Annotated in this window: 23 protein-coding genes and 1 other RNA gene; 7 read left to right on the top strand and 17 right to left on the bottom strand. The window is 64.9% G+C overall.

What is annotated here, in order from left to right; translation table 11 throughout:
* Position 1 precedes the first annotated feature (1 nt).
* Positions 2 to 706: a ribulose-phosphate 3-epimerase gene (gene rpe, locus CBW24_RS14540; RefSeq protein ID WP_097373986.1), complete on the bottom strand. Its 705-nt coding sequence runs from the start codon at positions 704 to 706 to the stop codon at positions 2 to 4.
* 174 nt (positions 707 to 880) lie between these two features.
* The gene (locus tag CBW24_RS14535; RefSeq protein ID WP_088662741.1) at positions 881 to 1648 is read right to left on the bottom strand and encodes a DUF1013 domain-containing protein; all 768 of its coding nucleotides are present in this window, start codon (positions 1646 to 1648) and stop codon (positions 881 to 883) included.
* Between the two features lie 166 nt (positions 1649 to 1814).
* Here CBW24_RS14535 and CBW24_RS14530 point away from each other — a divergent pair, with 166 nt between their 5' ends.
* Positions 1815 to 2462: a ribonuclease T2 family protein gene (locus tag CBW24_RS14530; protein ID WP_097373985.1), complete on the top strand. Its 648-nt coding sequence runs from the start codon at positions 1815 to 1817 to the stop codon at positions 2460 to 2462.
* A 42-nt stretch (positions 2463 to 2504) separates the two neighbouring features.
* Here CBW24_RS14530 and CBW24_RS14525 read toward each other — a convergent pair whose 3' ends face one another.
* Together CBW24_RS14525 and CBW24_RS14520 are read right to left on the bottom strand one after the other, a co-directional pair.
* The gene (locus tag CBW24_RS14525; protein ID WP_097374260.1) at positions 2505 to 3491 is read right to left on the bottom strand and encodes an NAD(P)H-quinone oxidoreductase; all 987 of its coding nucleotides are present in this window, start codon (positions 3489 to 3491) and stop codon (positions 2505 to 2507) included.
* A 95-nt stretch (positions 3492 to 3586) separates the two neighbouring features.
* Positions 3587 to 4429: a COQ9 family protein gene (locus CBW24_RS14520; protein ID WP_088662739.1), complete on the bottom strand. Its 843-nt coding sequence runs from the start codon at positions 4427 to 4429 to the stop codon at positions 3587 to 3589.
* Positions 4430 to 4555: 126 nt separating this feature from the next.
* Between CBW24_RS14520 and rpsU the strand changes: the two genes are divergently transcribed.
* On the top strand, positions 4556 to 4762 hold the full coding sequence (gene rpsU, locus CBW24_RS14515; protein WP_036556662.1) for a 30S ribosomal protein S21: 207 nt from the start codon (positions 4556 to 4558) through the stop codon (positions 4760 to 4762).
* A 258-nt stretch (positions 4763 to 5020) separates the two neighbouring features.
* Here the strand turns inward: rpsU and CBW24_RS14510 are convergent, their stop codons facing one another.
* The 3 genes from CBW24_RS14510 to mscL form a co-directional block, all read right to left on the bottom strand.
* On the bottom strand, positions 5021 to 5341 hold the full coding sequence (locus CBW24_RS14510) for a hypothetical protein (protein WP_097373984.1): 321 nt from the start codon (positions 5339 to 5341) through the stop codon (positions 5021 to 5023).
* A gap of 79 nt (positions 5342 to 5420) precedes the next feature.
* Positions 5421 to 5891, bottom strand: coding sequence for an Lrp/AsnC family transcriptional regulator (locus tag CBW24_RS14505; RefSeq protein ID WP_088662737.1), 471 nt, complete (start codon positions 5889 to 5891; stop codon positions 5421 to 5423).
* Positions 5888 to 6322 carry a large conductance mechanosensitive channel protein MscL gene (mscL, locus tag CBW24_RS14500; protein ID WP_088662736.1) on the bottom strand — a complete coding sequence of 145 codons (435 nt, stop codon included), beginning with the start codon at positions 6320 to 6322 and terminating at the stop codon, positions 5888 to 5890. The genes CBW24_RS14505 and mscL overlap by 4 nt, the downstream gene beginning before the upstream one ends.
* A 144-nt stretch (positions 6323 to 6466) precedes the next feature.
* Between mscL and CBW24_RS14495 the strand changes: the two genes are divergently transcribed.
* Positions 6467 to 7162, top strand: a complete 696-nt coding sequence (locus CBW24_RS14495; RefSeq protein WP_097373983.1) for a glutathione S-transferase family protein — start codon at positions 6467 to 6469, stop codon at positions 7160 to 7162.
* A gap of 98 nt (positions 7163 to 7260) precedes the next feature.
* Here the strand turns inward: CBW24_RS14495 and CBW24_RS14490 are convergent, their stop codons facing one another.
* Genes CBW24_RS14490 through CBW24_RS14475 form a run of 4 tightly spaced genes read right to left on the bottom strand, consistent with a single transcriptional unit; the run spans position 7261 to position 14083 of the window.
* Positions 7261 to 9333, bottom strand: coding sequence for a hypothetical protein (locus CBW24_RS14490; RefSeq protein WP_097373982.1), 2073 nt, complete (start codon positions 9331 to 9333; stop codon positions 7261 to 7263).
* A gap of 21 nt (positions 9334 to 9354) precedes the next feature.
* Positions 9355 to 12198: a DUF4159 domain-containing protein gene (locus CBW24_RS14485; protein ID WP_097373981.1), complete on the bottom strand. Its 2844-nt coding sequence runs from the start codon at positions 12196 to 12198 to the stop codon at positions 9355 to 9357.
* On the bottom strand, positions 12198 to 13076 hold the full coding sequence (locus tag CBW24_RS14480; protein ID WP_097374259.1) for a DUF58 domain-containing protein: 879 nt from the start codon (positions 13074 to 13076) through the stop codon (positions 12198 to 12200). The genes CBW24_RS14485 and CBW24_RS14480 overlap by 1 nt, the downstream gene beginning before the upstream one ends.
* Complete coding sequence (locus tag CBW24_RS14475) at positions 13076 to 14083, bottom strand: AAA family ATPase (protein WP_097373980.1); 1008 nt, start codon at positions 14081 to 14083, stop codon at positions 13076 to 13078. The genes CBW24_RS14480 and CBW24_RS14475 overlap by 1 nt, the downstream gene beginning before the upstream one ends.
* 86 nt (positions 14084 to 14169) lie before the next feature.
* Between CBW24_RS14475 and CBW24_RS14470 the strand changes: the two genes are divergently transcribed.
* On the top strand, positions 14170 to 14751 hold the full coding sequence (locus tag CBW24_RS14470; protein WP_097373979.1) for a DUF1285 domain-containing protein: 582 nt from the start codon (positions 14170 to 14172) through the stop codon (positions 14749 to 14751).
* 33 nt (positions 14752 to 14784) lie between these two features.
* Here CBW24_RS14470 and ffs read toward each other — a convergent pair.
* Positions 14785 to 14882, bottom strand: an RNA gene (gene ffs, locus CBW24_RS14465) — signal recognition particle sRNA small type.
* A 238-nt stretch (positions 14883 to 15120) separates the two neighbouring features.
* On the opposite strand from ffs, the gene CBW24_RS14460 reads away from it, so the two are divergent.
* The gene (locus CBW24_RS14460; RefSeq protein ID WP_088662730.1) at positions 15121 to 16056 is read left to right on the top strand and encodes a Hint domain-containing protein; all 936 of its coding nucleotides are present in this window, start codon (positions 15121 to 15123) and stop codon (positions 16054 to 16056) included.
* Positions 16057 to 16077: 21 nt separating this feature from the next.
* Here CBW24_RS14460 and CBW24_RS14455 read toward each other — a convergent pair whose 3' ends face one another.
* The 5 genes from CBW24_RS14455 to CBW24_RS14435 all read right to left on the bottom strand — a co-directional run bounded on the left by CBW24_RS14455 (position 16078) and on the right by CBW24_RS14435 (position 21301).
* The gene (locus CBW24_RS14455) at positions 16078 to 16422 is read right to left on the bottom strand and encodes a hypothetical protein (protein ID WP_088662729.1); all 345 of its coding nucleotides are present in this window, start codon (positions 16420 to 16422) and stop codon (positions 16078 to 16080) included.
* Positions 16423 to 16444: 22 nt separating this feature from the next.
* On the bottom strand, positions 16445 to 17215 hold the full coding sequence (locus CBW24_RS14450) for an ABC transporter permease (protein WP_088662728.1): 771 nt from the start codon (positions 17213 to 17215) through the stop codon (positions 16445 to 16447).
* Positions 17212 to 18003 carry an ABC transporter ATP-binding protein gene (locus CBW24_RS14445; protein ID WP_088662727.1) on the bottom strand — a complete coding sequence of 264 codons (792 nt, stop codon included), beginning with the start codon at positions 18001 to 18003 and terminating at the stop codon, positions 17212 to 17214. The genes CBW24_RS14450 and CBW24_RS14445 overlap by 4 nt, the downstream gene beginning before the upstream one ends.
* A 69-nt stretch (positions 18004 to 18072) precedes the next feature.
* Positions 18073 to 19083 (bottom strand): ABC transporter substrate-binding protein, encoded by a 1011-nt coding sequence (locus CBW24_RS14440; protein WP_088662726.1) that lies wholly within the window; start codon positions 19081 to 19083, stop codon positions 18073 to 18075.
* Between the two features lie 241 nt (positions 19084 to 19324).
* Complete coding sequence (locus CBW24_RS14435) at positions 19325 to 21301, bottom strand: bifunctional 2',3'-cyclic-nucleotide 2'-phosphodiesterase/3'-nucleotidase (protein ID WP_097374258.1); 1977 nt, start codon at positions 21299 to 21301, stop codon at positions 19325 to 19327.
* 264 nt (positions 21302 to 21565) lie between these two features.
* Here CBW24_RS14435 and nudC point away from each other — a divergent pair, with 264 nt between their 5' ends.
* Together nudC and CBW24_RS14425 are read left to right on the top strand one after the other, a co-directional pair.
* Complete coding sequence (gene nudC / locus CBW24_RS14430; RefSeq protein WP_097373978.1) at positions 21566 to 22558, top strand: NAD(+) diphosphatase; 993 nt, start codon at positions 21566 to 21568, stop codon at positions 22556 to 22558.
* Between the two features lie 97 nt (positions 22559 to 22655).
* The gene (locus CBW24_RS14425; protein WP_097373977.1) at positions 22656 to 23117 is read left to right on the top strand and encodes an SRPBCC family protein; all 462 of its coding nucleotides are present in this window, start codon (positions 22656 to 22658) and stop codon (positions 23115 to 23117) included.
* Positions 23118 to 23123 lie beyond the last annotated feature (6 nt).

The following is a 23123-nucleotide window of genomic DNA, read 5'->3' as shown; positions in this document are numbered from 1 at the left end:
CTTAGCCGGTCTTGAGCGCGTCTTCGGCAGCGGCGCGGATGGCGGCGATGTTTTCGCCGTAGACGCCGGGATTGCTGACCGAGCCGCCCTTGAACACCGCCGAGCCCGCGACCAGCGCATCGGCACCGGCGCGCGCGACCATCGGCGCCGTCATCGGATCGACGCCACCGTCGATCTCGATATGGATTTCGCGATCCCCGATCATCTCGCGCAGGGCTGCGATCTTATCCAACTGTGAATGGATGAAGCTTTGCCCGCCGAAGCCCGGGTTCACCGTCATCACGCAAACCAGATCCACCAGATCCAGCAGGTGTGCGACGGTCTCGACCGGGGTGCCGGGGTTCAGCGCCACACCGGGGCGGGCACCTGCCGCGCGGATCGCCTGCAATGTGCGATGAATATGGGGACCGGCCTCGACATGGGCTGTGATGAAATCCGCACCGGCCTTGGCGAAGGCGTCGATATAGGGATCGACCGGGGCGATCATCAGATGCACATCCATGACACCCCGGATATGCGGCCGCAGGGCTGCGCACATGGCCGGACCAAAGGTGATGTTGGGCACGAAATGCCCGTCCATCACATCCACATGGATCCAGTCAGCCCCTTGATCCTCCACCGCGCTGCATTCGGCCCCAAAGGCGGCAAAGTCGGCGGCAAGGATCGAGGGGGCGATCTTGATGCTGCGGTCAAAAGGGGCGGTCATGGCGGCGGCTCCGGTATCAGGCTGGCAGGGCAGGGACGACGATTGCCGTTGTCCTATCGCCTCCGCCGCGAAAGGCAAGCGTTGCGCGGCGACGCGGGGCGGTGCGCCGCACCGAAACGAAAAACCCCGCGCCGGTGTGGCGCGGGGTGAATGGTCTGCGACGGCCGGTGCGGATCAGCCGCGGTCGTCTTCGTCCTCGTCTTCGTCATCGCCCTTGTCAGGCAGGTTGAAGAAGCTGTCCGCGTCAGGCAGCGGCTTATTGCGGTCATCATCCTCGTCGTCATCGTTGCCCGACAGGGTGAAGGTTTCGAGCCCGGAGATCGACGAGGGGATCTTGGGTTCGGTGTCGGAGGACAGCGACTGTTCGGTCGAGACCAGTTTGCGCCGCTCGTCGTCGGTCATCACGTTGCCTTCGCGAGCAAGGCGGGCATTGGCCTTCTGCACAGCCGCGTCCAATTCGGACTGGCGGCACAGGCCAAGCGCGACCGGGTCGATCGGTTGAATGTTCTGGATGTTCCAGTGCGTACGTTCGCGGATCGCTTGAATCGTCGGCTTGGTAGTGCCGACCAGCTTCGCGATCTGGCTGTCAGCCAGTTCGGGATGAAACTTCACCAGCCACAGGATGGAGGCCGGGCGGTCCTGACGCTTTGACAGCGGGGTGTAGCGGGGGCCGCGGCGCTTCTCCTCGCCGACGGCGGCGGGGTTGAACTTTAGCTTCAGCTTGTGAAGGGGATCTTTCTCGGCTTTGTCGATCTCTTCCTGCACCAGCTGATTGTTGGCGATGGGGTCAAAACCCTTCACGCCCTGTGCCACGTCGCCATCGGCGATGCCCTGCACCTCCAGCTCGTGCAGGCCGCAGAAATCCGCGATCTGCTTGAAGCTGAGCGTGGTATTGTCCACCAGCCAGACGGCGGTGGCCTTGGCCATCAGAGGCTTGTTCATCGCGAGGTCTCCTTCACCTTGGCCCCTCCGGCAGACGCCCGAGGAGCTGAGGTTTTCACAACGGCTTTCGGGGCCGGGGAAAACGGCTGGTCCGGCTGGACCCTGTCCTCGTTTTCGGGGAGATTGGCGGTCACATACACCGTCCGCTGCCCGGAGGAAAGAGAAAATGCGCCGATGTCTGCTGCTGCTGACGCTGCTCGGAGCCCTTGTTCCCTTGGCCCCGGCGGGGGTGCGCGCCGAGGGTGAGCCCGCCGGAAAATTCGACTATTATGTGATGGCGCTAAGCTGGTCGCCGACATGGTGCGCGCTGGAAGGGGATGCCCGCAACTCGCCGCAATGTGATCGCCGCTTGGGCTGGGTTCTGCACGGGCTCTGGCCGCAAAATGAGCGAGGCTGGCCGTCCTATTGCCGCACCGACACCCGCGATCCGTCGCGGGCGCAGACCGCAGCGATGAGCGATATCATGGGGACCGCAGGTTCCGCGTGGTATCAATGGAAAAAGCACGGGCGTTGCGCCGGGCTGCCCTCGGCTGAATATTTTGACACGGCCCGCCGCGCCTATGACAGCGTCACCCGCCCCGAGGTGTTCCGCCGCCTGCGCGATGATGTGACCCTGCCCGCCAGCGTGGTGGAGGAGGCATGGCTGGAGGTCAATCCCGATCTGCGCGCCGACGAAATCACGGTGACCTGCAAGGCCCACCGCATTCAGGAGGTGCGCATCTGCCTGACCCGCGATCTGGAGCCGCGTCGCTGCGGAGCGGACGTGATTCGCGACTGCACGCTGTCCGATGCTTTGATGGACCGGATCGATTGACCCGGCCCGAACGCAAGGAGTTGGGGCGGCGCCAGGAACCGATCAGCCGCTGACGCGCAGCACGATCTTGCCGATATGGGTCGAGCTTTCCATGCGGGCATGGGCGGATGCCGCCTCTTCCAGTGGGAATTCCTCGTCCATGACCGGCGCGACGCGTCCGTTTTCCAGCAGCGGCCACACTTTCTCGCGCAGCTCGGCGGCAATCGCGGCTTTGGCGGCGTCAGATTGCGGGCGCAGGGTGGAGCCGGTGATGGTCAGCCGGCGCGCCATGATCTGGGCGAAGTTCAACTCCGCCTTGGGGCCAGACAGAAACGCGATGTGCACCAAGCGCCCGTCATCAGCCAATGCTTTGACGTTCCGGGGAATATAATCGCCGCCCACCATGTCGAGGATGAGATCAGCGCCGCCCTCCGCGCGCATCACTTCGACGAAATCCTCCTCGCGATAATTGATCGCCCGCTCCGCGCCGAGATCCAGACAGGCGGTGCATTTCTCAGCGCTGCCCGCTGTGGAAAAGACCCGCGCGCCATTCGCCCGCGCCAGTTGGATCGCCGTAGTGCCGATACCGGATGAGCCGCCATGCACCAGAAATCGCTCGCCCGCCCGCAGGCCACCGCGCATGAAAACATTGCTCCAGACGGTGTAGAAGGTTTCGGGCAGGCAGGCGGCCTCCTTCATGTCCATGACCGTCGGGATCGGCAGGCAATGGGCGGCGGGGGTGCTGACATATTCGGCATAGCCTCCGCCGGGCAGCAGCGCGCAGACCCGATCACCCAGCTTCAGGTCCGTGACCCCGGTTCCGATGGCCACCACCTCCCCGGAACATTCCAGCCCGGGCAGATCGCTTGCGCCCTTTGGGGGATCATAGGCACCCGCACGCTGAAGCGCATCGGGCCGGTTCACCCCGGCATAGGCCACTTTCAGAACGACGCGGCCATGGCTGGCCTCGGGGGTGGGGCGCGTCGTGGGGCGCAGCACCTCGGGGGCACCGGGCTGAGTGATTTCGACCGCGGTCATGGTTTCGGGCAGCGCGCGGGAGCGGGCGCTTGCAGGGCTGGGAGCGGACGTGTCGGACATGGGGCCTCGTCTGGATCAGGTCGTGTGAGGGCGGCCGCGCCGGAGAATCAGCGGGGCGTCGCGGAGGGCGGCACCGGCCCATCCTCCGACAGCGGCGCAGAACCGGCAACCTTGTCGCGGCCGGGGGTCGCGGCAGGGCCCGGTCGGCGGGTCGGGTCGATGGGCGGGGACCAGCGCCCCGGCATGTCATGGCCGCGATCGGCACGCGGTGCGCGCACCTTCGATGCCAGCCAGCCGGGCAGGGCGGTCAGCGGCTTCAGCGCGGCGTTGTCCCGCACCCGGCCTTTCAGTTTCTCGAACTGCATGACGTTCTCGATCCGCCGGTCGAGGAAATCCCACGTCGCCGCATGGTCGAGGCTGTCATCCCCCAACCAGAACAGGACGGTGGAGCCGTAGACCGCCGACAGGGTAGCGCGTTTGGTATACCAGTTCAGGTCTTCGGAACTGTCCCCCAGCGCGGTCCAGATTGCGTCAGCTGTGTCCCAGATCAGCCCGGTTCCGGTGCGGGCGTGTTGGGGCAGGGCGAACAGGGTCGAGCCCCGGCGCACCGCCTCGCGATCCCCGGCCTCGATCCGGAAGCGCACGGCGCGGGCGACCTTCGCGGAGAATCGCAGGCCGGTCAGATCCGCCTCATTCAGGCGCGCGATCATCCGCTGATCGCCGCGCCGGTGATAGGCCACGGCCAGATCGACAGCCCCGCGCGGGCAGGTCAGCCGCCCCAGATCGCGCGAAACCCCGGCATCGTCGCAGGCCCGGCGAAAGGTTTCCTCCGACCAGCCGTCAAAGGCGACATGCGGCAAAGCGGCGTCGAGCAGCCTGCTGCGCAGATCGGGGTTGGCAGGGTCGGGTTGCGGGCCCGGATAGGGGCTGGCGTTGGTGTCGGTGGTCATCGAAACTCCCTCCCTCGGTGGGGCGTGGATCGGGTTGCGGACATGGTGGACAAGCTAGGACAGCTTTGCTATACGGCCACTTCCTGCAAATTCTGCAACTCAAACTAGAAAGGTGGTGACAACCACATGCAGGTTAGTGTTCGCGATAACAACGTCGATCAGGCACTCCGCGCCCTGAAGAAGAAACTTCAGCGCGAAGGCGTCTTCCGTGAGATGAAGCTGCGGCAGCATTTCGAGAAGCCTTCCGAAAAGAAGGCCCGCGAGAAAGCCGAAGCCATCCGCCGCGCCCGCAAGCTGGCGCGCAAGAAGGCACAGCGCGAAGGTATGCTCTGAGGTTTTCCTCAGCGACCTGACGCCCGTGTTCGACTGGCGAACCGCATGGCCAGACGCGATTGCAGTCTTCTTCGGAGGGCGATGATCCCGAAACCGCCATGCCATGTGCCCGCCTTCGGGTGACCCACATGCCATACGTTCCGACGACCCCCGTAGCTTACCGCGCGGGGGTTTGTCATTTCTAGCGCTCCGGTCGGCGCATGGAAGTAAGCCTGCGATGATACGGCGCTGATCTGGCCGTGCGCCGTCTTGCGGCTTTCAGACCATCACCGCCTCGCGCGGGGCGATCGGCTCTGCTGGCGCCATGCGGGTGCCGGGGGTCCAGATCAGCCGGTTCAGCCCGGCGCGAAACTCCACCACCCCGCACCCCGGCGTTGCGAAGCGCGCGCGCTCCACGATGGCGTGTTGCTGTCGCGAACGGCGGTCGGACTGACGCCAATGCAGCAACCATGTCTGACCGGGGGTGAAGTTTGCCCGTGGCTCCCCGGAATGCGCACGCAGGATCAACTGGCGCGCGGCGATGGGCATCCCACCGGGACCAAGCAGGGCACATTCATCAGTAGGCAGGGCGAAGATCATGGCAGCCTCCGGCATGCGGGGCGGCCGGCGGGGCCGCGCGCCACCACATTGGCCGGGCAGGGTTAAGATCGCGTTAGGATCAGACTGGCAGCGCCGTCGTCTTGAACACCGTCTTCAACGCAAAGCTGCTGGTCAGTTGCGCGACCCCCGGCAGGCGGGCCAGATATTGCCGGTGGATCTGGGCGTAATCTTCGGTATCGCTGACCGCGACCTTTAGCAGGTAATCCGCTGCTCCGGCCATCAGGTGGCATTCCAGAACCGCAGGCACACGGGCGACGGCCCGCTCGAACGCGTCGAGCAGCTCATCCGCCTGCCCCGACAGCTTGATCTCGACAAACACCGTCGTGGCGTGGCCCAGCTTGCGCGCGTCGAGCAGGGCTACATAGTCCCGGATCACGCCCGCCTGTTCCAGCCTCTGCACCCGCCGGTGGCAGGCCGAGGCCGACAGGTTCACCCGCAGGGCGAGATCGGCATTGGTGATGCGGCCGGATTTCTGGAGGACCGACAGAATCTGCCGGTCCATCCGGTCCAGCGTGGGCTGGTCATTCATGCGCGGTGCTGGCGCAGTTCGTCGCGGATCTGAACCAGCAGATCTTTCTCACTCGGGCCGGGATCGACCTTCGGCACCTCGGCGGGCGGCGTTTCGGTCATGCGCTTCAGCCGGTTGACGTAGCGCACCAGCAAAAACACCACAAAGGCGATGATGAGGAAATTGATGACCGAACTCAGAAACGCCCCATAGGCAAAAACGGCGGCGCCTGCTTCGCGCGCTTCGATCAGGGAGGCGAACGGGCCATCGCCCGACAGCACCACGAATTTGTCGGAAAAATCGATGCCGCCGGTGATGATGCCGATGACCGGGTTGATCAAATCATTGACCATGGATTGCACGATGGCGGTGAACGCGGCGCCGATAATGATGCCCACAGCCATATCCATGACATTGCCACGGGCAATGAATTTTCTGAATTCGTCAAACATGAACTGTCCCTTGTTCTGTGTTGGGCTAATGTCTGCGCAGTCGGCCCATGGCCGGAAGATAACATGTTTTGGTGCGGCGGCACGTTGGAATTGATGGCTTTTTCGCCCTGCCAGCGCCGCGTCTGCCGACCAGTAAGGAGCCTCATGTCCGATCTGTCGCAATTCCCCATCACCCGGCGCTGGCCGGCCAAGGATCCGTCGGTGATCCAGCTGTATTCCTTCCCCACACCGAACGGGGTAAAGGCCTCGATCGCGCTGGAGGAACTGGGCCTGCCCTATGAGGCGCATAAGGTCACGCTGAGCGACGCCGATGTCAAAAGTGACGAATTCCTGTCGCTGAACCCCAACAATAAGATCCCGGCGATCATCGACCCGGACGGCCCCGGTGGCGCGCCGATTGGTCTGTTCGAAAGCGGCGCGATCCTGATCTATCTGGCCGAAAAGACAGGTCGCCTGCTCGGTGCCACCCCCGCCGACAAGTATAAGGTCATCCAGTGGGTGATGTTCCAGATGGGCGGCGTCGGGCCGATGTTTGGGCAGCTTGGCTACTTTGCCAAGTTCAAGGGCGCCGAAATCGAAGACCCCCGCCCGCGTGAGCGCTATCTCGGCGAGGCGCGTCGTCTGCTGAACGTCGTCGAAGGCGCGCTTGAGGGGCGGGACTGGATCGCGGGGGAGTTTTCGATTGCCGATATCGCGCTGGCACCGTGGCTGAATGCGCTGGGGTTCTACGGCGTGAAGGATCAGGTGGGCTGGAACGACCTGTCGCGCGTGCCCGCCTATGTCGACCGGTTCTATGCCCGCCCCGCCGTGGAGAAGGGCAAGGCGATCCCGCCACGTTGAGGGATCGCCAACATGGCCGTGCGTCGCGCAGTTGATTGCCTGCGCGACGCTTCAATGGTGTCCAGCGTCCCCGCGCGCCCTGCGGATCTGCGCGCGCCTTAGCGTCGACCTTCGCGCAGCCAGCCGCCAAGGATCAACGCGGCGGTCAGCAGCAGAAACAGCCACGGCGACACCAGCGGGATTAGCCGGACATCCGCCGTCAGATAGGCCTCGCGCGGGGTGATGCCGATCCAGCCGCGCCCGGCGGCGACACGGCCCTCGCGCACTTCGCGGATGCCGGGAAGCCCGTCTTCGATCCGGGGCGCGCCACCGCGCAGGGCGGCGACAGGCTCGGCCAGCGGCTCGGCACTTGCGATTGTCTGCTCGAATTCCTTGGGCGCCGCGGGACCAAGCGCCACCACCGCGTCCATTTCCCCATCACTCAGCCGGTAGAGCCCTATTTCAGGGCCCTCATAGGTCGCGGTAAAACGTCCGGGGCCATCCTCCTCCAGCGGGACCGCGACGACCGTGCCATCCGGTCCGGTGATTTCCACATCGGCGGGCGCATCGCCCAGAGTGCGGCGCGTGATGGTGACGGTCTGGCCCTCCGCCGTCGCGGTCAGGGCCTCTTCCTCTAGTTCCGGCTCTTTCATCATCCAGTGGGCAAGGCGGCGCAGCAGTTCAAGTTGCGGACCGCCCCCCTCATAGCCGCGGTTCCACAGCCATGCGTGATCGGAGCCCAGCAGCGCCACGCGGCCCTCTCCGACCCGGTCCAGCACCAGAAGCGGGCGGTCATCTTCGCCGGACATCACCACGTCGCCCCGGTCGGGGATTAGGTCGATCAAGCGGAACCACCGGCCCCAGCCGGGCTGGCCGTCGGCGGTCTCGCCAAAGCCTTGATCGAGCCCTTCGGTCACCGGATGTTTGCGGCCCAGATCAGTCATTTGCGGGCGATAGGGTTCCTCCAGCACGCGGGCCGAGGGCGCGGCGGGCAGGATATCCCCCAAGGGCGAGCGATAGAGACTGTCGGCAGTGGCAAAATCCGGCCCTGCCGCGACCAGCACCGCGCCGCCGCGTTCAACATAGTCGCGCACGTTTTCCAGATAGAGCATCGGCAGGATGCCCCGGCGCTTGTATCGGTCAAAGATGATCAGGTCGAATTCGTCGATCTTTTCCAGAAACAGCTCCCGCGTCGGGAATGCGATGAGCGACAGTTCCGACACGGGCACGCCATCTTGTTTCTCCGGCGGGCGCAGGATCGTGAAATGCACCAGATCGACGGAGCTGTCGGATTTCAGCAGGTTGCGCCATGTCCGTTCGCCCGGATGCGGCTCCCCCGACACAAGCAGAACGCGCAGACGGTCGCGCACGCCGTTGATCTGGATCACGGCGGAGTTGTTGCGCTCGGTCAGTTCGCCGTCCGCCGTGGCCAGTTGAAACTGGATCACGTTCATGCCGCCATGGGGCAAGGTGATCGGCAATTCCAGATCCTCCCCCACGGGCACGTTGAAGTCCATCGGCTCGCCACCGTCGATGGAGATAGTGAGCGGCGCCGGACCCGCGGCGCTGTCGGGCACGGCGCCGCTATCCTCAACGCGCAGCGTCAGCACCACCTCTTCGTCGAGAATGGCAAAGGCGGGCGCATTGGTGACCAGAAGCCGCCGGTCCCAATCCGTTTCATGGCCGGTTAGCAGTACGTGCAGCGGCGCGGGCAGGTTGGGGGCGCTTTCGACGTCATGCACCTGCCCGTCGCTGATCACGATGGCCCCGGCGATACGGGCGCGCGGCTCTTCGGCCATCAGTTCCGACAGGGCGCGCATTGCCAGCGTGCCAGCGTCGTCTTCGCCATCGCGGAGGGTGATTTCGCGCAGGTCCGTATTGGGCAGGCGCGCCACCTCATCGCGGACCGCCTGCGCGGCGCGGGCGGTCTGTTCGGGGCGGTCGGCGATCTGCTGGGAGGCGCTTTCGTCGATGACCATCAGCACGATATCGGACAGTGGCGCGCGCTCTTCCTGCTGCAGGGCGGGGTTGGCGAGCGCGATGAGCAGCGCCACGGCAGCCAAGCCCCGCAGCCACCAACCCCGCAGCCCGCGCCACAGCGCCAGCGCCGTGAACAGCGCGGCCAGTCCCGCCGCGATGGCGAGAAGGCTCCACGGCAGGTGGGGGTCAAAGATGATCTGGCCGGTATCCATCGGCGCGCGGTCCTTTCGGGTCTACTGGCCCAGCCGGTCGAGCAGGGCCGGCACATGGACCTGATCGGATTTATAGTTGCCGGTCAGCACATGCATGATCAGATTGACGCCAAAGCGATAGGCGATCTCGCGTTGGCGTTCCCCCGCATAGCCGCGCCCCACGGGATAGAGCGCGCTGCCATTGGCGTCCATCGCCCAAGCCGCAGCCCAGTCATTGCCGCCGATCACCACAGGGGTCACGCCGTCATTGAGGTTGCGGAAGGGCATGCCTTCGATCTGTTCTGCATCGGGCGGCGCGGCTTCGACCCAGACATCGCGGCTGGCATGGCGGCCGGGAAAATCCTGTAGCAGATAGAATGTCCGGGTCAGGACGTGATCGGCGGGGATCGGCTCCAGCGGCGGCACGTCCAGCGGCTGCGCGATCTGTTGCAGCTTCCGCCCCGTGGGGGTGTTCGCGCCAAAGCCGCCGGTATCGGCGTCCCGCGTGTCGAACAGGATCATACCGCCGGTCCGCAGATAGGTGTTCAGCCTGGCATAGGCGGCAGCCGAAGGCAGCGGCTGTTCGGTCGAGATCGGCCAATACAGAAACGGGTAAAAGGCCAGTTCATCGGTTTCGATATCCACCGCGATAGGGGCCGCCGGTTCGATCGAGGTGCGACGGTAAAGCGTGTCCGACAGTCCGGCGAGCCCGGCGCGGGCGGTTTCGTCAACGCGTGCATCGCCGGTCAGGACATGGGCCAGCACCACTTCGCCGGTCGCGGCCAGCGCGCGCTCGACCTCCGCCGCCGTCAGGTCCGGGGCGACATCCTCGGCATCGGGCTGCGGGTTCTGGCTGCTCGCTGTTCCATCCGTGATCTGGGCATGGGCGAAGTCCGGGGACAGGCCAGCACCCAGCAGCGCCGCAAGAACCGCAGCGGCGGTCGTTACCCGTGGCCCCCGCAGCCGGCCCGACAGGAACAGGGCCGCGATCACATCCGCCATCAAAAGCGCTAGCGCCGCAATCAGCAACGCGCCTGTCAGCGCGGTTTCGCGGGCGCTGGACAGTCCTTCGACGGGAATGCGCGCGGGCCATGTGGCGGGGCGCAGCTCGGCGGCATCATCCAGCACGTTGACCGCCAGCCGCCGATCGGCGCCAGCATATAGCCCGGGCGGCAGGGCCGGGCCCGGCTGCGGGGTGGCCAGTGCCTCGCCCGCGATGCCCGGCAGGGTGCCCGCGTCGCGAATGGTGCCGAAGCCGTCTAGGATGTCTTCGGGCGTCCAAGTGGTGCCAGCCAGTTCAGCGGCGTCAGGCTGCGCAGGCCGGGTGGAGATGGCGAGCCGCTCCAGCATCTGCACGAACAGGCCGGACAGCGGCAGGCTCGACCATTCGGCATTGGCGGTGACGTGGAAAAGGATCACCTGCCCTTGACCAATGCGCTTGCGCGTCACCAGCGGGGTGCCATCGTCCAGCGCGGCAATGGCGCGGCTGGCCAGATCGGGATCGGGCTGCGCCATCACCTGCGCCGACACGGTTACATCAGGCGGCACAGGTAACCCGTGGAAGGGCGAGCCTTCGGCGAAGGCGCGCAGCGTTTTCGGATCGCCCCAGCTCATCGCACCGCCCACGGTGCGGCCGCCTTCGCGCAGGCGCACGGGCAGCAGCGGGTCTTCCTCGGCGCGGCTGACATCGGATGCGGCCAGCCGCGGCCCGGCGAACCGCACCAGCAAGCCGCCCTCGTCAATCCATTCCAGCAAAGCAGTCTCTTCCGCTGGGGACACGGTTGCCACGTCGGCTAGGATGATAGCGTCGGGATTGGCCAGCAGCACATCGGCCAGCGCCCCGTCGATCAGGTCCGCGGTCGGGGCCAAGGCCTGTTCAAGGTAATGAAGCGGCGACAGAAGCTCCAATCCCTCGTCGGCCTCGGTGCCCGAAATCAGCGCAACCTCGCGCCGCTTCAGGCCGTCATCGGTCAGGCTGACCGCCCCGGCGGAGCGGATGCCTTCGACCTCGAACCGCGAGACTCGGTTGCGCAATTCGGCAGGCAGGGACAGTTGCACCGTGGTTTCGGTATCCCCTGCTGCAAAGGTCGCATCGGTGCGGGCCAGCACCCGCTCGGTCCCGGTCGGGTCCAGCCCGCGCGCGGCTAACGTGATCGTCGCATCGGTGTCGTCACGGGCGCGCAGCGCGGTGAGGTGGATCAACCCATCTTCAAACCGGGCCGGGCGCAGACCATAAACCGGGCGCGGCGATTCGAACGCCGTGACCGGGCCGTGATCCTCCAGCGCAGTGAGCAGGGTCGCGCGGCTCTCACGGTCCAGCCCGTCCGAAAGCCACCACGTCTCGAACGATTCCTCAAGCCCGGTCGCCCAGTCCGCAATCCGTTGCGGATCGGGCGCCCACGGGGCAGGCGTCAACGCGGCAAGCCGGTTCACCCATGTCTCTGGCGCCTGAAACGGCAGATCCCCTGCGGGCAGGTCGGTGGAGGCGACGACGGCCACTGGGCGGTCGCTGCGTCCGGCATCGGCAAGCAGCGTCTCTATCCGGTCCAGCACACGGGGCCAGTCGCGGGCATCGGCCCATGTCGCATCGACAAGGATCAGAAGCGGGCCGGAGCCTGCGCGTTCGGCCTGCGGGTTCAAGACCGGCCCGGCAAATGCGATAATCGCGGCAGCAACGGCCAGCATCCGCAGCAGCAACAGCCACCACGGCGTGCGGTCCGACTGGCTGTCGTCATCGCGCAGGCCCAGCAGCAACGCCACGCCGGGAAAGCGGCGGCGGATCGGCGCGGGCGGCACCGCTCGCAGGATCAGCCACAGAACAGGCAGCGCGATCAGCCCCAGCAGAAGCCACGGCGCGGTAAAGCCAAGAGATCCCAGCACCCACATCAGCGCCCCCGTTCCAGCGCGGCATATAGCCAAAGCAGCGCCGACTGTGCGGTGTGATCGGTGTGATGCACCGAATAATGCCAGCCCGTCTGCCGGGTCAGCATATCGAGCCGATCCTTGCGCGCGGCGAGACGTTCCAGATAGCGGTCGCGCAGATCGCCAGCCTTCAGCGTTTCGTGCCGAATGGTGCCGCCGATGCTTTCGAAGATGGTGCGCCCGTCATAGGGAAACGCCTCTTCCACGGGGTCGAGGATTTGCAGCATCGCGCCCCGCACGCCGCGATCTGCGGCCTTGGCCATCGCCGCCTCGACAGGGGCCATGTCGCCCATGAAATCCGACAGGAACACGCAGCGGCATCCGGGCGGCAGGCCGCGGGTTTCGGGCGCGCCGTATTCAGGTGTATCGCGGTCCGAGGTCAGGGCCTCCGCAATGCGGATCAATTGCACAGGGCCGGATCGGGGCGGCTGGCCTGTGTGCGACAACCCGACCCGTTCGCCGCCATCGACCAGCAGGACAGACATGGCGAGCGCCAGCAGCCGCGCACGATCCGATTTCAATGCGCGGTTTGGATCGCCGGTAAAGGCCATCGATTGCGCATCGTCGACCCAGATCATCACGCTTTGCGCCGCCTGCCATTCGCGTTCGCGCACGAAATGTCCGTCCGAGCGGGCGGAGCGGCGCCAATCGATCATCCGGGCTTCGTCACCCACGGTCATCGGGCGGTATTGCCAGAATTCATCCCCCGTGCCGGAGCGGCGGCGGCCATGCGCGCCCAGCACCACAGTCGCGGCCAGTTGCTGTGCATCGGCCAGCAGCGGCGGCAGGGAGGAGGCCAGCCCCTCAGCGCGGGAGCGCAGATGGGCCGAGCTTTGCTGGATCACGCCGCCGCCTCCCGCCGGGTGATCTGCGCGGCGGTGTCACGGATGATAGCAGCCAGATCCTCGCCCCGCGCGCGGGCGGCAAAGCTGAGCGCCATGCGGTGCAGCAGGACCGGCTCAGCCATCGCGACGACATCCTCGGCGGAGGGCGCCAGCCGCCCGTCCAGCAGCGCGCGGGCGCGGGTGGTCATCATCAGCGCCTGTGCCGCACGGGGGCCGGGGCCCCAGCTGACATTGCGGCGCACGGACTCCGGTGCGTCGGGATCGCCCGGTCGGCAGGCGCGCACCAGATCGAGGATATGTTCGACGACCGCATCCCCGACGGGCATCCGACGCAGGGTGGTCTGTGCCTCCAGCAACTCAGCGGCGGTAAAGACCGCGTGGCTGTCCTCCTCCACGACGCCCGTCGTGGCCAGCAGGATATCCCGCTCGGTCGCGCGGTCGGGATAGTCGACGTTGATCTGCACGAGGAACCGGTCAAGCTGCGCTTCGGGCAGGGGGTAGGTGCCTTCCTGCTCGATCGGGTTCTGGGTGGCGAGCACATGAAATGGCTGGCCCAGCGGGCGATGGGCCCCGGCGATGGTGACCTCGCGTTCCTGCATCGCTTGCAGCAGCGCGGATTGGGTGCGCGGCGAGGCGCGGTTGATTTCGTCGGCCAGCAGCAACTGGCAGAAGATCGGCCCTTCGATGAAGCGAAACGCGCGGCTGCCCTCGGCGGTGGTGTCCAGCACTTCCGAGCCGAGGATATCGGCGGGCATCAGATCCGGGGTAAACTGGATGCGGTTGCCGGACAGGCCCATCACGGTGGACAGCGCATCGACCAGCCGTGTCTTGCCCAACCCCGGCAGTCCGATCAGCAGACCGTGTCCCCCACAGAGCAGCGCGGAAAGTGTCAGATCGACGACCTGTTCCTGCCCGATGAAGCGTTTGGTGATGGACGCCTTGGCGGCGGCGAGTTTCTCGCCCAGCACTTCGATACGGGTGACGAGCTCTGCGCTATCGGGCATGACGGGGAGACCTTTCGCATTATCTGTGACCAAGACTAGAGAAAGTCCCGGCAATTGCAGCATACGCCAAGGAAGAGAAGGGACAAATGATCGTGAGACCAGATGCCGATTCATTGGCCAGCCACGCCCGCGCTGCTTCAAAGCGCGGCATCCCGCCGGTCGAAAGCTGGGATCCGCCGTTTTGTGGCGACCTCGATATACACATTCGCCGCGATGGGACGTGGTTCTACAATGGCACCCCCATTGGACGGCCCGAACTGGTGCGGCTGTTTTCATCGATCTTGCGGCGCGATGGGGACGACTATTTCCTCGTCACCCCGGTTGAGAAGGTCGGCATCACGGTCGAAGACGCGCCCTTTGTCGCTGTCGATTTTCAGGTGCGCGATTCAGGCGAGGCGCAGGTGCTGGAGTTCACGACCCATGTCGGCGACACTGTCACCGCCGGACCGGATCATCCGATCCGCGTGCAACGTGGTCCTGAGACGGGCGAGCCGTCACCTTATGTCCATGTCCGGGCACGTCTGGAGGCGCTGATAGACAGGAAAAGCTTTTACCGGCTGGTGGATTTAGGCGTGCGCGCCCCCCACGATGGTGTGGAGTGGTTCGGGCTGCGGTCGGGGGGCGTGTTTTTCCCGCTCATCCCGGCGGCGGATCTACCGGACGGGTAAGGCGCCCAAGGGGCGCCGGATATGTGGGGGATCGGGTGAGAGGCTGACAACGACCCAAGCGGGGCTCGTTACGGCTGCTTCCTTCCGGACCTGACCGGGTTGGCGAGGCGCTCGCCCGCGCCAACCTCTCAAGGCGCTAGTTAGGAAATCTGCCGCCCGATGGCAAGGGGCGCGGCGTGGATCGCTCATTTCTGGGCCTAGCGGCTGCGCATCGGCCGCCGCGCAGCGCTGGTTTCGCAGGCAGGAACGATTTGTTGACTGGATCTGGGCCGGGGCGGCTATTGCTTGCGGCGCTCTGTCGTATTTTAGCTGTAATTTTGTGATTAACCCGACGGGATGCGGACCAGTCCCAAATAAGGTGTTTCCCTCATGACGTCATCGAGCACGACTTTCACCGCGGCGAGCGGGTATCTCCAATATGACGGACCGCTGCGGTTTCACCCCGACAGCGATCTGGGGGATTTTTCGCTGACCTTTGACGACGGCGACCTGTCACAGGCGGAAACTGTCAGCCTCGATGGCGGGACAAGCTATACCCCGTTCGAAATCATTTCGAGCGGCACCACCTCGCCCAAGAGCAACAACAACTTCTACAAGAACTTCGATGAATTCTCATCGGGCGAGCCGCCCTATTACGTCGTGATCGCCATCGGCGATCAGCAATATATCCTGTTTCCTGACGATCCCGCCGCGATGGGCGATCTGGACGGCAATGTGCAGTTGGACGAGGCCGAGCCGATTTGCTTCGTCGCTGGCACGCTGATCCTGACCGCCCAAGGCGAACGCCCGATCGAAACCCTGGTCGCGGGCGATATGGTGGTGACACGCGATCACGGCTTGGCGCCGCTGCGCTGGATCGGGATGCGCCGTATGGCCGTGACGCCCGCCATCGCCCCGATCCGCATCACCGCCGGAGCGCTGGGGCCGAACATGCCGGAGCAGGATCTAAGCGTCTCGCCACAGCACCGGGTGCTTCTGCGCGGCGCACGGGCGGAGATGCTGTTTGGCGCGCCGGAGGTTCTGGTCGCGGCGCGGCACCTTGTCGATGATGCCCGCGTGGTCCGCGATACCGGCGCGCGGCAGGTGACCTATGTGCATCTGATGTTCGACGCACATGAGGTGATCTACACCCAAGGCCTGCAAAGCGAGAGCCTGCAGGCCGGTCCCGTCGGGCTGGCATCTCTTGAGCCCGAGCACCGGGCCGAAGTGCTGGCGATTTTCCCTGAGCTAGAACAGCAATCCGGCACCCGCCCCGCAGTGCGACCGGAGTTGAAGCGGCGCGAGGCTGCCCTGCTGGTCCGCTAGGGCGGGCTGGCCCGGCGCCGGTCAGATCAATGGATCGGCGCACCAAATCCGGGTGAAGGCCCCGGTGCATTCCGTTTCCCGGCCCAATCCGCGCACGCTGAACTGGGTCCAGAGCAATTGTTCGTCCACGGTGACGTCGACCGCTTCGCGCACCAGCGCGGCGCAGTCACCGGGGCGCAGCTTACACCCCATCAGCGCCGCGGTTTTCAACGCGCTGTCCTCGGTGTTTCCGACCTGTGCAGCGGCGGCGCGCTGCTGAACCGCTTCGGTTAGGAAGGCATCGAAATCGGCGGCGTCAGGCTTGGTAAAGAGGGCGGCGATCCCGCCGATGACCGCGATGGTCACCAACAGCTTGATGAGGCGCATGGAAACTCCTGTGCAGGTTCGCTCAGGAGGTAGGACGCTCCGCCCATCCGGCGAAGATCTTTTCCAGCGCGACCACGGCGTAGTAAAGCACGATCCCGAGGAACGCCAAGGCGATCAGCACCGCGAACATCAGCGGATAATCGGAATTGGTCTGCCCCGACAGGAATAGTGCGCCAAGCCCACGCCCGTGCGGGGACACGATCTCCACCAAATTGGTGCCGATGAAGGCCAGCGTGACCGAAACCTTCAGTGCGCCAAAGAATTCCGGCAGTGTTTTGGGGAGGGCGATCTTGCGGAAGATCGTCACCCGCGACGCGCCGAGGGATCGCAGGATGTCGCGATATTCCGGCTCCAGCGTCGACAGGCCGATGCCCACGGACACCGCGATCGGGAAGAACGAGATCAGAAACGCCATCAGCACGGTGTTGAAATCGTGCTGACCGATGAAGATCAGCGCGATCACCGGCACCAGCGTTGCTTTGGGCACCGCGTTGAATCCGACGAGCAAGGGATAAAGCGCGTCGCGCATCAGCCGGGAAAAACCCATGACCATGCCTAGGCCGGTGCCTGCGACCACGGCAATGAGCAGCCCGGCGACAGTGCGCCATAGGGTCTGCCACGCGCCAACCAGAAACAATTCGCGGTAGCGCCAGAAAGCGGGCGGCAGATCCGAGGGGGAGGCCATTTTGTAGTTCGGCCAGCCATTGACCCAGACCAGCGCCTCCCATGCCAGCAGGAAAACAAGGATCGCGGCGATGGGAACGCCGATCTGCTGCAATTTGCTGGATTTCATGCCGCGTGCTCCGGCGCACGACCTTGGGCGACCTGAATCTGGTGGCGCAGGGTGGCCAGCATTTCCGCCGCTTCCGGCGTATAGAGGCTGTCGAGCGTGCGGTCGGCGGGCAGGGTCACATCGAGGATATATTGCGTGCGCGCCGGGCGGCCCGATAGCACGATGACCTGATCGCCCAGAAACACGCTTTCGCGCAGGTCATGGGTGATGAGGACGCAGGTAAACGGCTCCTGCCGACGCAGTTCACGCATGGTTTGCCACAGGTCTTCGCGGGTGAATGCATCGAGCGCCCCGAAAGGTTCGTCCATGATCAGAACATCGGGTTTGTGCACGATGGCGCGGCACAAAGAGGCGCGCTGCCGCATGCCGCCGGACAGTTCGGATGGACGCTTGTCCTCGAACCCTTTCAGCCCGACCAACTCCAGCAGCTCCATCGCCCGGTCGATCCGATCGCCGCGCGACATGCGGGGGGCGACGATCTCGAGCGGCAGGATCACGTTCTGCAAAATGCTGCGCCATTCCAGCAAAACCGGGTTCTGGAAGGCCATGCCAACGGTGTTCCGAGGGGATTTGACGCGCTCGCCATGCAGCCAGACCTCGCCCGCATCGGGGGTCATCAGCCCGGCGACCAGCCGCGTCAGTGTAGATTTGCCACAGCCCGAAGGCCCGACCACGGCGCAGAACTCACCCTGCGGCACCGAGATGTCGAGCCCGTCGAGCACGGGCAGCGGTCCGGCCTCGGTCCGGTAGGCGTGGGTTACGCCTTTGATGTCGATTAGGTTGTCCATGGTCCCCGCAGCCGTTGGGACCGGGCGAGATTGGCCCGCCCGGCCCGGATTTCGATCAATGCGCGTGCATCACTGCAACATGCGTGCCTCTGCCGGGGGCAGATAGCTGTCATCGAACAGCGCGGCGGCGTCCGGCGCGTTCTGGAATTCGTAGACCGACTTGGTCTGTTCCAGCCCGCTTTCCATACGCGCGGCGTCGATGCCGCCCAGCCCGTTTTCTTTCACGAAATCGGTCAGCACGTTATCGTCAATGGCCAGTTGCAGACGCCGGGTTTCCAGCGCGGCATCGGCGGCGGGGTTACGTTCCAGCAGCGATTCGACGGCAGCGGCAGGGTCCGCGATCGCATCCGACCAGCCCTGTGCGATGGCGGTGAGGAAGCCAGTCACAGCCTCGGGATTGGTCTCTGCGAAGTTGGTGTTCACGATGATCGCGTTACCATACAGATCGACGCCGTAATCGGCCATCAGGATGACCGAAATGTCGTCGGGCGCCACGCCCAGACGCTCAAGGTTCAGCACGGAGGAGAACGAGAACCCGGTGACGGAGGCGACCTTGCCTTCGGCCAGCATCGGCTCGCGCGTCGGGAAGCCCACCGGCTCCACTTCGATCTCGTCCATGTTCAGATCGTTTTCGGCGGCAAAGATCGGGAATTGCGCCCATGCCCCGTCGGGCGGCGGCGCGCCCAGCACCTTGCCCGGCAGATCGGCGGGGGTTTCCACGCCCAACGACTTGCGGCCCACCACGGCAAAGGGCGGCTTGTCATAGATCATCATAACGGCGGTGACCGGCGCTTCGGGGTTCTGGTCGAGGAAACGGATGACCGAGTTGATGTCAGCGAACCCGACGGGGAATGCGCCGGTGGCGACCTTTGGGATCGCGTCGAGCGAGCCCGCGCCTTCGGAGATTTCGACCGCCAGCCCGGCGTCGGCGAAATAGCCTTTGTCCACGGCAACGAAATAGGGCGCAGCGGGGCCCTCGAACTTCCAGTCGAGGGCAAAGGGCATGTCGATATCCTGCGCCATTGCCGGAACGGCAAGGGCGGCGGTCGCGCCAAGGGCGGCGAGTGTCCGCATGAGCATGATGGGGAAACCTCCTGTTGGTCCTGTCGTCGCGATTTCGCGCGCTCCGGGCAGCGGGAACAAGATCGCGTCGAATGCGCCGGCCTCCCGTCCGGAGCTTCATTCTGCAAGCTGCCCGATAATTGCGCAAACTGTCTTTGCATTGGGCGGCGCGCTAATCTGAAGCGGGTTCCGCCGGGGGCGAGAGGGGCAGCGCGCTTGCCGCACCGCCCCTCCCGCTCAGGTCTGCATGGCGTGCGCGTTAAAGCGTGATGCGGAAGCGGGCGAACCCGTCAGGCCCATCGCCCGCAGGCGCGATGCTGACGCCCGCCACATCGTCGATATAGTCGATGGCCCGAGGGCCAGTATCGAACAGCACAGTGGTATCGGGCATCGGTGCGAACGACCAGTTCGCATCGGCCTTTGGTGTGATCGTGCCTTCCTCGACGATGTAGCGCACGATGACGTCCCGGTTGGTGTCGGGCGCCTCGAACACGATGGTAGAGCCGTCGGCGCCGGGGAAGCTACCGCCACCCGAGGCACGGTAATTGTTCGTGGCGACGATGAATTCCATATCGTCGCGCACCGGCGCGCCTTCGAAGGTCAGGTTGACGATCCGCTGGGTGTCAGGTGCGACCACCGCACCATCCCTGTCGAACATCGCGGGCTGGCTTAGATCGATCTGATAGCTGACGCCGTCGATCACATCGAAATTATAGGACGGAAAGTCGTCGTTCAGCAGAACCTGATCAGCCTCGCCGGGAGTGATCTGATTGAACATCCCGGCGGAGCGTTCCAGCCACAACCGCACCTGTTCGCCCGTCACCTTCACCGCGCGCACGGTATTGGGATAGAGATAGAGATCGGCCACGTTTTTGATCGCGACCGGGCCCACGGGCACATCGGTGTAATAGTCAGGCCCGCCACGGCCCCCGGCCTTGAACGGCGCGGCTGCGGAAAGGATCGGCAGGCCCTCGTTTTCGGTGCCCTGCATCATGTCGCTGATATACCACTTCTGCGCGATCGAGACGACCTGCACAGACGGATCATCGGCGACCAGCGCGAAATAGGAATGCAGCGGGGTGGAGGTGTCCCCCACCGCCGTGCGCACATAGTCCAGCGTGGCCTGATGTTCGGTCGCGATCGCGTCCAGCACTTCGGGGTCGCTTTCCACAAGCGCCGTCACGCTGCGGTCCTCGCCACGCTCGGAAATGGGACGCGTCTCGACAGAGGTGGTGACGACGCGCCATTCCCCGGCCTCCCGCTCCAGCATCAGGTCGATCACGCCCAGATGCGATCCCCAGAACCCACCCATGACGGCGGGTTTTCCGTGGATCAGACCTTTCTCGGCATCGACGCCGGCAAATTCGGCATAGGTCGGCGATGGAAAGACCAGATGGCTGTGCCCGGTCATCACCGCGTCAATCCCGTCCACGGCGGCCAGCGGGACGGAGGCGTTTTCCATCCCTTCGGTCCAGTCGGCAGAACCGATGCCCGAATGGCTCAGCGCGATGATGATGTCCGCGCCTTCTTCCTTCATCTGGGGAATATAGGCGCGGGCGGTCGTGACGATGTCGCGGGCCTCTACGTTGCCTTCCAAATGCTTGCGGTCCCAGTTCATGATCTGCGGCGGCACGAAGCCGATGATGCCCACGCGGATCGGGTGGCTGGTGCCGTCGCCATCGGTGACCTGCCGGTCAAGAATGACATACGGCTTCAGCAGGGTCTGGTCCTGCGTCGGGCTGGCGCCGGTGCGGGTGGCGACATTGCTGCTGACGACCGGAAAATCCGCCCCGGCGAGCGATTTTTGAAGGAAATCCAAGCCATAGTTGAATTCGTGATTGCCCAGCGTCGACGCGTCATAGCCAAGCGTGTTCATCGCCTTGATGACCGGGTGCATGTCGCCCTCGGCCATGCCGCGCTCATAGGCGATGTAGTCGCCCATCGGATTGCCCTGCAGGAAATCACCGTTATCGACCAACATGGTGTTCGTGGCTTCGGCGCGGATCGCGTCGATATGCGCGGCGGTGCGCGCAAGCCCGACCGTGTCCACGGGTTTGTCCGAATAGTAATCGTAAGGATAGACATGCACATGCAGGTCCGTGGTTTCCATGATCCGCAAATGCGCCTGATTGGACGCGGCGCGGGCGGAGAAGGGGTGCAATGCAATCAACGAGACACCTGCTGTGCCCGCCAAAAACGAACGGCGGGTAAGCGACGGGAAAACCGAATACGACATGATGTGCTCCATACGGTCAGGGATTCCGGTGAAGCCTAGCAAATCGATATGACAACGCTATGCCTATCGAAAATCGACAGTGCACGCAATCTGGGGTTGAGCTTCGTTGCTGGGGTAAGACCAAGAACCGTGTGGCTGAGATTTCTGCACCAAACGTGAACCTTTGACCGGCACATTGCCCCTGCGGACATGGCGTGCAAACTGGCGTGACGCCCGGCGCTGCGCGGCCTTCGTCGTCGGGTGAGCCAATGAATAGGAGCATGTATGCGGATTGCCGAGACGGTAATATTTGGGGGCGGCGGGATCGGGCAGGGCGCGTTGGATCGCGGCGCGGAACTGCGCAATGACCCCGAACGAATCACCGAATTGCGCCACGGACCGGACGCCCGCATCCTGACCCTGTGGCGGGGAAAGCCGCTGCTCAATGCCGATGCGCCTCTGTCGCTGGCGGGCTTGGGCCCAGACCACCCCGCGCTGGCATCCGGCCCGGACAGCCTGCTGCCAGAGGTCTTTCTGGGCCGGGTGGACGGACAGCCGTGGTTTGTGCGCGATATTTCGGGTTGGGAGCCGGAGGCGGTGGATACTGCCGCGCTGGACGCGTTCGCCGATCACAGCGAACAGGCGCATCCCGATCTGCCTGCCAGTCAGCGGTTCGTCGAATTACGTCGCGCTATGACCGCGCTCAGCCCGACAGAGGCGGAGATGTGCGCCACTGGGCGAGCGATCCTCAACTGGCATAGCACCCACCGGTTCTGTGCCGCCTGCGGCGCGCCGAGCGACGCGGTCTCAGCCGGCTGGGTGCGGCGCTGCGCGACCTGCGGCGCACAGCATTTTCCGCGCACCGACCCTGTTGTCATCATGCTGATCACGCAGGGAAATTCGGTGCTGCTGGGTCGCTCGCCTCACTGGCCCGAAGGGATGTATTCGCTGCTTGCGGGCTTTGTCGAGCCAGGCGAAACGATGGAGGCAGCGGTGCGTCGCGAGGTGTATGAGGAAACCGGCGTGGAGGTGGGGCAGGTGACATATCTTGCCAGCCAGCCTTGGCCATTCCCCAACTCGCTGATGCTGGGCTGTCATGGCGAGGCGCTGACGCGTGACCTGACGCTCGACCCGGCGGAGATCGAAGACGCGCTATGGTTGACGCGGGAGGAGGCGATGGAGGTGATCGCAGGCGGACATGCCGTGGTGAGACCGCCACGCAATGGGGCCATCGCCGGATTCCTTTTGCGAAACTGGCTTGCGGACCGTCTGGATTGACGCAAGACACGGGGAGCACAATGACATTCACATGGGCCGGCTCCGGGGGCGCGGGCCATATCGCCACGCAGGCAAAGTTACGGATCGGGGCCGCACGATGAAATTCTCCACGAATGAAGATATCGGCGTCCCCATCGAGACGGTGTTTGCCGCCGTCAGCGATTTCGACGGGTTTCAGCGGCAGGCCAGACGCCGGGGTGTGGAGGTGACGCGCCTCGATGCCGGGCCGGGCATCGGGGTCGGCGCGTCGTGGCAGATCCGCTTTGCCTATCGTGGAAAACCCCGTCAGGTCACCGCCGAGATTGCGGAGTGGTCTCCGGCCACCGGCTACCGGGTGACATTTGCGGGCGGCGGAATCGCAGGGGACATGCCGGTGGAACTGGTCGCATTGTCGCGCCAGCGCACCCGGCTATCGCTCGAAATCGAGATGCGCCCGAAAACGCTGGCCGCGCGTGTGGTTATTCAATCGCTTCGGCTAGCCAAGGCTTCGCTCAGCCGGAAGTTCAAGAAACGCGTGGCCGAATTCGCAGCTGAGCTGGAGCGCCGCAACGCTGCGTGATCCATC

It is taken from the genome of Pacificitalea manganoxidans, from assembly GCF_002504165.1.
In the GTDB taxonomy this organism is placed as follows: domain Bacteria; phylum Pseudomonadota; class Alphaproteobacteria; order Rhodobacterales; family Rhodobacteraceae; genus Pacificitalea; species Pacificitalea manganoxidans.
The sequence above is the reverse complement of the archived record's forward strand: the minus strand, read 5'-3'. Positions and strand labels throughout refer to the sequence as shown.

Coding starts and splice junctions, on each gene's coding strand:
- CBW24_RS14495 (WP_097373983.1), top strand. CDS start 6,467: ATGTCCGATCTGTCGCAATTCCCCATCACCCGGCGCTGGCCGGCCAAG.
- CBW24_RS14475 (WP_097373980.1), bottom strand. CDS start 14,083: ATGCCCGATAGCGCAGAGCTCGTCACCCGTATCGAAGTGCTGGGCGAG.
- CBW24_RS14510 (WP_097373984.1), bottom strand. CDS start 5,341: ATGATCTTCGCCCTGCCTACTGATGAATGTGCCCTGCTTGGTCCCGGT.
- rpsU (WP_036556662.1), top strand. CDS start 4,556: ATGCAGGTTAGTGTTCGCGATAACAACGTCGATCAGGCACTCCGCGCC.
- CBW24_RS14470 (WP_097373979.1), top strand. CDS start 14,170: ATGATCGTGAGACCAGATGCCGATTCATTGGCCAGCCACGCCCGCGCT.
- CBW24_RS14520 (WP_088662739.1), bottom strand. CDS start 4,429: ATGACCACCGACACCAACGCCAGCCCCTATCCGGGCCCGCAACCCGAC.
- mscL (WP_088662736.1), bottom strand. CDS start 6,322: ATGTTTGACGAATTCAGAAAATTCATTGCCCGTGGCAATGTCATGGAT.
- nudC (WP_097373978.1), top strand. CDS start 21,566: ATGCGGATTGCCGAGACGGTAATATTTGGGGGCGGCGGGATCGGGCAG.
- CBW24_RS14455 (WP_088662729.1), bottom strand. CDS start 16,422: ATGCGCCTCATCAAGCTGTTGGTGACCATCGCGGTCATCGGCGGGATC.
- CBW24_RS14425 (WP_097373977.1), top strand. CDS start 22,656: ATGAAATTCTCCACGAATGAAGATATCGGCGTCCCCATCGAGACGGTG.
- CBW24_RS14460 (WP_088662730.1), top strand. CDS start 15,121: ATGACGTCATCGAGCACGACTTTCACCGCGGCGAGCGGGTATCTCCAA.
- CBW24_RS14435 (WP_097374258.1), bottom strand. CDS start 21,301: ATGTCGTATTCGGTTTTCCCGTCGCTTACCCGCCGTTCGTTTTTGGCG.
- CBW24_RS14535 (WP_088662741.1), bottom strand. CDS start 1,648: ATGAACAAGCCTCTGATGGCCAAGGCCACCGCCGTCTGGCTGGTGGAC.
- CBW24_RS14450 (WP_088662728.1), bottom strand. CDS start 17,215: ATGAAATCCAGCAAATTGCAGCAGATCGGCGTTCCCATCGCCGCGATC.
- CBW24_RS14490 (WP_097373982.1), bottom strand. CDS start 9,333: ATGGATACCGGCCAGATCATCTTTGACCCCCACCTGCCGTGGAGCCTT.
- CBW24_RS14445 (WP_088662727.1), bottom strand. CDS start 18,003: ATGGACAACCTAATCGACATCAAAGGCGTAACCCACGCCTACCGGACC.
- rpe (WP_097373986.1), bottom strand. CDS start 706: ATGACCGCCCCTTTTGACCGCAGCATCAAGATCGCCCCCTCGATCCTT.
- CBW24_RS14485 (WP_097373981.1), bottom strand. CDS start 12,198: ATGTGGGTGCTGGGATCTCTTGGCTTTACCGCGCCGTGGCTTCTGCTG.
- CBW24_RS14505 (WP_088662737.1), bottom strand. CDS start 5,891: ATGAATGACCAGCCCACGCTGGACCGGATGGACCGGCAGATTCTGTCG.
- CBW24_RS14530 (WP_097373985.1), top strand. CDS start 1,815: ATGCGCCGATGTCTGCTGCTGCTGACGCTGCTCGGAGCCCTTGTTCCC.
- CBW24_RS14440 (WP_088662726.1), bottom strand. CDS start 19,083: ATGCTCATGCGGACACTCGCCGCCCTTGGCGCGACCGCCGCCCTTGCC.